Origin of the sequence: Mycobacterium sp. (assembly GCF_049585075.1) — a bacterium.
In the GTDB taxonomy this organism is placed as follows: domain Bacteria; phylum Actinomycetota; class Actinomycetes; order Mycobacteriales; family Mycobacteriaceae; genus Mycobacterium.
Genome location: NZ_JBAUZA010000103.1, coordinates 1 through 7,186, shown reverse-complemented (window position 1 = coordinate 7,186; position 7,186 = coordinate 1). Strand labels below are relative to the sequence as shown.

At 64.6% G+C, this 7,186-nt stretch carries 9 protein-coding genes; 3 read left to right on the top strand and 6 right to left on the bottom strand.

Features of this window, described 5'->3' with window-relative positions; all coding sequences use genetic code 11:
- Positions 1-121: 121 nt before the first annotated feature.
- From WB785_RS04765 to WB785_RS04750, 4 genes are all read right to left on the bottom strand, one after another.
- Positions 122-895 carry a VOC family protein gene (locus WB785_RS04765; RefSeq protein WP_424077540.1) on the bottom strand — a complete coding sequence of 258 codons (774 nt, stop codon included), beginning with the start codon at positions 893-895 and terminating at the stop codon, positions 122-124.
- Positions 896-989: 94 nt separating this feature from the next.
- Positions 990-1,433 (bottom strand): type II toxin-antitoxin system Rv0910 family toxin, encoded by a 444-nt coding sequence (locus tag WB785_RS04760; protein ID WP_424077539.1) that lies wholly within the window; start codon positions 1,431-1,433, stop codon positions 990-992.
- Positions 1,434-1,436: 3 nt separating this feature from the next.
- Complete coding sequence (locus tag WB785_RS04755; RefSeq protein WP_424077538.1) at positions 1,437-1,625, bottom strand: antitoxin; 189 nt, start codon at positions 1,623-1,625, stop codon at positions 1,437-1,439.
- A 17-nt stretch (positions 1,626-1,642) separates the two neighbouring features.
- Entirely contained in the window at positions 1,643-2,092 is a 450-nt protein-coding gene (locus WB785_RS04750; protein ID WP_424077537.1) for a nuclear transport factor 2 family protein, read from the bottom strand.
- A gap of 40 nt (positions 2,093-2,132) precedes the next feature.
- Between WB785_RS04750 and WB785_RS04745 the strand changes: the two genes are divergently transcribed.
- Together WB785_RS04745 and WB785_RS04740 are read left to right on the top strand one after the other, a co-directional pair.
- Positions 2,133-3,023, top strand: a complete 891-nt coding sequence (locus WB785_RS04745) for an SDR family NAD(P)-dependent oxidoreductase (RefSeq protein WP_424077536.1) — start codon at positions 2,133-2,135, stop codon at positions 3,021-3,023.
- A 2-nt stretch (positions 3,024-3,025) separates the two neighbouring features.
- Positions 3,026-3,847, top strand: coding sequence for a mycofactocin-coupled SDR family oxidoreductase (locus WB785_RS04740; protein WP_424077535.1), 822 nt, complete (start codon positions 3,026-3,028; stop codon positions 3,845-3,847).
- On the opposite strand, the gene WB785_RS04735 is transcribed toward WB785_RS04740, so the two are convergent.
- Both WB785_RS04735 and WB785_RS04730 read right to left on the bottom strand, forming a co-directional pair.
- A complete protein-coding gene (locus tag WB785_RS04735; protein ID WP_424077534.1) occupies positions 3,840-4,955 on the bottom strand; it encodes an MBL fold metallo-hydrolase in 1,116 nt (371 codons plus the stop codon). The genes WB785_RS04740 and WB785_RS04735 overlap by 8 nt on opposite strands.
- A gap of 5 nt (positions 4,956-4,960) precedes the next feature.
- On the bottom strand, positions 4,961-5,692 hold the full coding sequence (locus WB785_RS04730; protein ID WP_424077533.1) for an enoyl-CoA hydratase: 732 nt from the start codon (positions 5,690-5,692) through the stop codon (positions 4,961-4,963).
- A 169-nt stretch (positions 5,693-5,861) separates the two neighbouring features.
- Here WB785_RS04730 and WB785_RS04725 point away from each other — a divergent pair.
- Positions 5,862-7,186, top strand: a 1,325-nt coding sequence (locus WB785_RS04725; RefSeq protein WP_424077532.1) for an arylsulfatase, incomplete at its 3' end; no start/stop codon positions are given.

Genomic DNA, 7,186 nt, shown 5'->3' with positions numbered 1-7,186 from the left:
GTGCCCGGCTCTGAGCGACAATCCCGCTTGCGCGCGGGCCCGGCCGGATGTTGTCGCTCAGAGGCGGGCAAATTGTGCACCCGGCTCGGCTCAGAGACTCTTGTGGCAGATGTGATGGCCGCTAACTCTGCAAGGACGACAGGTTGAACGCTGTGCCCGTCGGATCGGTCGCCGCGGCGAGCCGCCCGTAGGGGGTGTCCTCGGCCGGCCGTACCACCGCGCCGCCGTTGTCGGTGATCAGCTGCAGCGTCTTGTCGACATCCTCAGCACCGAAGAAGATAGTCCAGGTCGACGGGACACCCTCGGGCAGAAAGCCGGCGCCGTCCATCACGCCGAGCAGTTGCTGATCATCGAACCAGGCTGTGGTGTAACGGAATTCGTTGGTGTCGGAGATCTGCTCGGTCCGCCAACCGAAGACTTCGCGGTAGAAGTCGAGTGCGGCGCCGTAATCGCGCGTGGTCAGCTGGTGCCAGACCGGCGCGCCGGCCTCGCCGATCACCTCAAAGCCGCGGTGCTCCAACGGTTGCCAGAACCCAAAGAATCCGCACGACGGGTCGGTCGCCAGACCCATGTGGCCCTTGGCCGGCACCTCCATCGGCCCCACGCACATCGAGCCGCCCGCAGCGGTCACCGCCGACACGGTGGCGTTGATGTCGGTGGTGTGGAAGTAGGTGGCCCAGGTGTCCGGGCTTTGAAACTCGGGCCGGTTGACCATCAGGCCGGCGACCGGGTGGCCGTCTTTGGCAGCATTGACGTATCCGCCGTACTCCGGTCCGGCGGATTCGAAGGTCCAGCCGAAGAGCGTGCCGTAGAAGTCTTGGGCGCGTTCGACGTCCGACGTCGTCAAATCAATCCAGCAGGGAGCGCCGAGCGGCGCGCCATCACGGGTGGGCACAACGATCTCCTTATGCGTCGCGAGGCCCCGAAGCGGGGTTCACGATTATCGACTGGCGCGCAGCCGAAAACTCATCGCGAAACCGCCAGGCGGATCAGCCCGGCGCGAACACCGTGACGAACTTGTTCAACGATTCGCGGATATCGCGGCGCAATGACGCGGCGACGATCATGCCGATGGGACCGAACAGTGCCGGACCTCCGAGATGCACATCGAAGCTGACAATCGAGTCGTGGTTGTTGCCCTTCGGCTTGACTTTCGCGATCAGCTTGACTTTGACACCGCCGACACCGTCACCGTCGAGCGTCATGGACTCCGGCGGTTTGAAATTCACGATCGTCCATTTGATCCGGTTGGGCATGCCCTTGACTTCGACGATCGACTCGATGACGGTGCCCTTATCCAACTGCTCGGGCAGCTTGCTCCGCCACACCCGGTGGATGGTCAGCCACTCCTTGAAACGGGACAGATCGGATGCACTCTCCCAGGCCTTTTCGGGCGGCAATGGGACGTCGATGGATCCGGAAAGCTTGGCCATGAGTTAGCTCTGCTGCTCGCCCTTCTCGCCATCGCTCAGCGCGTTCTTCGCCGCTTCTTGCACCTTGTTGACGGTGTCTTTGTACTTGCCCTCGGTCTTGGAGTCGACGAACTCGCCAGCCTTGTCGATCGCGGCGTCGACCGTGTCGGCGTTCTGCGCCAGCAAGTCCTTAGCTTTGTCCAGGAATCCCATGAGTCTGACCCTACCGCTCAGGGGCGAAACTTCAGGTGGTGGCTGACATCGCCAACCTGGTCGACGAACATCGTGCGGGTGTCGAACCACCAAACGCCGTCCAGCCGGTGAAACGTGTCCTGGTAGTGCCCGGTGACGATCACCTGCAACGGCAATTCCGGGGTGGCTTGGGTGACGCAGTAGTACGACCTGCTGCGTGCAGTGCCACCGGCCTCGTCGATCTCCAGCTGCACATTGCTGGTGTTGTGCTTGGTCTTCGGGGTGCCGTCGTCGTGGATCTGGACGGCCATCTCATACATCTGTCGCACTCCGGCGGCGCCGGTGAACACCGTCTCCGGCGGTCCGTTCTCGACTCCGCAAACCCGGCCGTGCGCAAAGAGCTCGGCCACCGCGTCCATGTTGCCGCCATCGATGAGCTCGGCGTAGCGGTAGATCAAATTGGTGATTTCGATGGCGCTGTCACCCATGCCGGGCCACCTCGATTAACTGGCGGTTAGTGTGATCGCCGTGACAATACCTTGGACGCCGAGGCGGCTCGGCGACTTGACCGGCAAGCGAATCATCGTCACCGGGGCAACCAACGGAGTCGGGCTGGGCACAGCGCGCGCCCTGACCAAAGCCGGCGCACACGTGATCATGGCCGTGCGCAACACCGAACTGGGCGCTCAGCGCGCAACCGAGATCGGCGGCTCCACGTCGGTGGTCAAACTCGACCTCGCCGACTTATCGTCGGTGCGCGCTTTCCCCGGCCTGATCGACGATGACGTCGACATCTTGATCAACAACGCCGGCGCTCTCACCAACCACCGCAGCGAAACGGTCGACGGATTCGAGACGACGCTGGCCACCAACCTGCTCGGGCCGTTCGCCTTGACCAACCTGCTGCTGCCGCGGGTTGGCTCACAGATCATCAACGTCGGCTCCGATGCCCATCAGATGGCGAAACTGCGGCTCGACGATCTGGAGCTGCGCCACCATAAGTGGACGAGGATCGGTGCTTATGCGCAGTCGAAATTGACGGTCATGTTGTGGGGGCTGGAGCTGGACCGCAGGCTACGTGCGGCCGGATCGCAGATCGTCAGTCAGCTCACCCACCCGGGGTGGGTGGCATCGAATCTGTCGCATCTATCGGACTCACCGCTGATGTCGTTGGCACACAAAACAGTCAAGGTCGTGGCCGACCGGCTGGCCAACGACATCGATCAAGGCGCCGCGCCCACCCTCTACTGCATCAGTGAACCGATCCCGCCCGGCAGCTATGTCGGAGTCAGCGGCAGGCGCGGTCTGCGCGGCGGCCCGGTGCTCATCGGCCGTTCGGTGATCGCCTGCGACTACGAGACCGCCGCCCGCGTCGTGGCCTTCGCTGAAGAGTCAACTGGCACACGGGTTCCGGTATAGCCATGGCTGAACTGGACAACACCGTTGCCGTCATCACCGGTGCCGCGCGTGGTCAGGGCCGCAGCCATGCCGTCGCGCTCGCCGAGCGGGGCGCCGACGTCATCGCCGTCGATCTGTGCGCCGACATCGATGCCATTCCGTATCCGCTGGGTACCAAAGCCGACCTGGACGAGACCGTACGGCTGGTCCGCGCCACCGGCAGCGAAGTCGTTCCCGTCATCGCCGACGTACGCGACCTTGCCCAGTTGGAAGCTGGGATACGTTCCGCCATCGACGATCTCGCCGATGTCGACATCGTCATCGCAAATGCCGGCGTGGTGGCGATCGGCGACACCGACCCACGTTCCGAGCCGGTGTTCAACGCAATCGTCGACACAAACCTGCGGGGCGTGTGGCACACGCTTGTCGCCACGGTGCCGTCGATCATCCGCAAGGGTCGGGGCGGGTCCATCGTGCTGGTGAGTTCATCGCAAGGCCTCACCGGCCGCGGCGGTGACGGCAGCGCCGCCATGTTCGGCTACGCCGCGACCAAACACGGAATCGTGGGAATGATGCGCTCGGCGGCCAATGCGTATGCACCACACAGGATCCGAGTAAATTCCGTGCACCCCAGCGGGGTGTCGACTCCGATGATTCTCAACGACTTCGTGGTGAACTCGATGATCCAGAACCCCAACCCGGCGGTCTCACAGATGCTGCTGCCGGACGTGCCGTTGGTCGAACCGCAGGACGTCACCGAAGCCGTGCTGTGGCTCGTCAGCCCCCGAGCCCGCTACGTGACGGGCGTGACGTTGCCGGTCGACGCCGGCCATGTCGTCATGTAGCCCCGCGCCACCAGGGGTCCAATTCCGAAGTCGCCGAGGGATCTACGCGCTCACCCGGCTTTGGTGCCGCAACCTTGACGTGGGCGGCCTCGGCAGCGGCCAACAGCCGCTCGACCGGCTCGGCCCATGGATGCGGCGCCAGCCGGAAGGTGCACCAATGAATCGGTACCAGGAGTCGGCCGTTGACGTCGACGTGCGCCTGGACCGCCTCCTCGGGATTCATGTGAATGTCCGGCCACGACTTGCTGTAGGCGCCGACCGGCATTAGCGTCACGTCGAAAGGTCCATGCTCGGAGCCGATCTCGGCAAAGCTCTTGGTGTAACCCGTGTCGCCGGCGAAGTACGCCCGGTGCGCGGGGCCGATGATTGCCCATGATGCCCACAGCGTGCAGTTGCGGTTCAAGAAGCGACCGGAGAAGTGCCGGGCCGGCGTGCAGATCAGGGTCAGCTCGTCGATCTGCGCGTGCTCGTTCCAGTCGAGTTCGATGATCCGCTCGTGGGGAACGCCCCAATCACGCAGGTGCGCACCAACACCGAGCGGTACAACAAACGGGGCCCACTGACTGCGAGCCAGCGCGACGATCGTGTCGACGTCGAGGTGGTCGTAATGGTCGTGGCTGATGACGATCGCGTCCAAGGCCGGAAGCGCCTCCAGCGGCACCGGCGGCGGATGCATCCGCTCGGGGCCAACAACATCCGAGGGCGAGCAGCGATCACTCCACACCGGATCGGTGAGGACGCGGTACCCGTCGATATCGAGCAGAACCGTCGAGTGGCCGAGCCAGCAGGCCTCCATGACCGCGGCGCCGCTCTCACAGCTTGGTGGCGATTCCAACGGAATTTCCGCCGGGGGCCGGGTCAACGCGCGGGCACCGATTACCTCCCACAGAATGTTCCGCTGTTCTTCGCGGTCGATGCTGAACTGGGTAGCCGGTTCCAGGTTGACGAATACACCGTCGTGGAAATTGGGTGACCGCTCGGCCACCACGCGGATGTCGGCGGGTTGCGCGCCGAGCGCCGCCGGCGCGCCATGCAACGCGCGCAACACCCAACCACCGGTCGCCAACGTGACTGTGCTGGCTGCCAGTCGCAGCGCCCCCCGCATCATCCCGATCAAGCTCCCTGGAATCTCGGTGGCCGCTTCTCCACCCGGGCCACCTGTGCTTCGATCACATCTTGGCTGGCCCAGGCCTTGTCGAAAAGCTCCTTTTGAACCGGCGAGGGCTCTTCGATGGAGCCGTCGTCGTTCAGCACCCGCTTGGCGTGCGCTAGCGCCAACGGCGCCAAGCCGGCAATCTCAGCGGCCCAGGCCTGCGCGTCTTCCACCGTGCCGATCCTGTTGGCCATTCCGGTCTGCAGCGCCGTCTCGGCGGTCAGCTTCTCCGCGGTCAGCAGCATCGCCCGGGCCCGGCCGTGTCCAACCAGCGACGAGAGCCGGTGGATACTCCAGTTATCCAGCGCCAAGCCGTACTTCGATGTCGGAAATTGGAAGAACGCATCCGGCGCGACGACCCGCAGGTCACATTGCATCGCCAGCTGTAGGCCTGCCCCGATGGCGGGCCCGTTGATCGCGCCGATCACCGGAATCGGCGCTGCGTCCAACGCTTTGTGCAGCTCAATCAACCGGTCGGGATAGTCGGCGGCGAACGCGTCGCCGCTCAGGTCGGCTCCCGCGCAGAACACCGTGCCCTGACCGGTCAGCACGATGGCGCGGACATTTTCACCGGCCGCCTTTTCCACCGCCTCGCGCAGCTCCTCGACCAGCTCGGAGTTCAACGCGTTGCGTCGTTCCGGACGCTGCAGCTCAATGGTCAGGACGTCCTCGACCCGGGTAGCACCGATCATGTGCGCCACTCTCCCCCGCAAGCGGGAGGTGCCCCCACCTCATCGCTGCGCTCTGCATCGTCGTTGGCGCGGATCATGGCGACCAGCCTATTAGCCTGCCGGGGTGGCGCCGAATCGGCGGTAACCCAAACATTCCATTTGGCCAAAACACCTGACAGGATGCTTCAGCGTGAAACGGCCCAACTTCTTGGTGATAGTGGCAGACGATCTTGGGTTCTCCGACATCGGCGCATTCGGCGGGGAGATCAACACCCCCAACCTGGACCGGCTGGCCTACGCCGGGATCCGGTTCACCGACTTTCATTCGGCGCCGGCCTGCTCACCGACCCGGTCGATGCTGCTGACCGGAACCGATCACCACATTGCCGGCATCGGCACGATGGGCGAGGTTCTGTCGCCCGGATTCAAGGGTGCGCCTGGATATGAGGGCTATCTCAACGACCGGGTCGTGGCGTTCCCCGAGCTATTGCGCGACGCCGGCTACCTGACGCTGATGTCGGGTAAATGGCACCTGGGCAACACCATCGACAGGTCGCCGTGGGCCCGCGGGTTCGAGCGCTCGTTCGCGCTGCTGCCGGGTGGCGCTAGCCATTACGGCGGTTCGCGGGCCACCGCTTCGCTGCCCGGCCCCACGCTCTATACCGAAGACGACCAGTTCGTCACCGTTGGTGACGACTTCTATTCGTCGGACTCCTACACCGACGCCCTGCTCCGCTACTTCAGCGAGCGCCCCGAGGACCCCGATAACCAAGAACTTCCGTTCTTCGCGTATCTGCCGTTCCAGGCGCCGCACTGGCAGCTGCAAGCACCTGCCGAATTGATTGCGAACTACCGCGGCCGCTATGACGCCGGCCCGGACGCGTTGCGCGAGGGGCGGCTGGCCGCGCTCAAGCGGCTCGGCTTGTGCTCGCCCGATGTCGATGCGCACCCCGTCGTGGCCGACGGCGAGCCGGAGTGGTCCGACATGACCGAGGAGGAGCGCGCGATCTCGGCCCGGAGCATGGAGGTATACGCCGCCATGGTGGACCGGATGGACTGGAATATCGGCCGGGTGATCGACTACCTCACCGAAACCGGTGAGCTCGACGACACGGTGGTGGTCTTCCTGTCCGACAACGGCGCGGAGGGAGCAATAGTAGAGGCGATGCCGATTCTGGGTGGCTTGATCGCGGCGCAGATCGAGCAGCATTGCGATCACAGCCTCGATAACCTGGGCGCCCCCAACACATTCATCTGGTATGGCCCGCGCTGGGCACAGGCCGCCACCGCGCCATCCCGGCTGTACAAAGCGTTCACCACCGAGGGCGGCATCCGAGTGGTCGGGTTCGTCACCTGGCCGGGCTTCGACCGCCAGCACCAGATCGGCACCGCGTTCAGCACGGTGATGGACATCGCTCCGACCGTCCTGGAGCTCGCCGGCGTCGCGCATCCGGGTACCGAATACCGCGGACGTGAAGTGGCGCCCATGCGCGGCCGGTCGCTGTTGCCGTATCT

Bases quoted from the DNA above. Each gene is read 5' to 3' on its own strand.
- WB785_RS04760 (WP_424077539.1), bottom strand. From the start codon at position 1,433: ATGGCCAAGCTTTCCGGATCCATCGACGTCCCATTGCCGCCCGAAAAG.
- WB785_RS04755 (WP_424077538.1), bottom strand. From the start codon at position 1,625: ATGGGATTCCTGGACAAAGCTAAGGACTTGCTGGCGCAGAACGCCGAC.
- WB785_RS04750 (WP_424077537.1), bottom strand. From the start codon at position 2,092: ATGGGTGACAGCGCCATCGAAATCACCAATTTGATCTACCGCTACGCC.
- WB785_RS04740 (WP_424077535.1), top strand. From the start codon at position 3,026: ATGGCTGAACTGGACAACACCGTTGCCGTCATCACCGGTGCCGCGCGT.
- WB785_RS04735 (WP_424077534.1), bottom strand. From the start codon at position 4,955: ATGATGCGGGGGGCGCTGCGACTGGCAGCCAGCACAGTCACGTTGGCG.
- WB785_RS04730 (WP_424077533.1), bottom strand. From the start codon at position 5,692: ATGATCGGTGCTACCCGGGTCGAGGACGTCCTGACCATTGAGCTGCAG.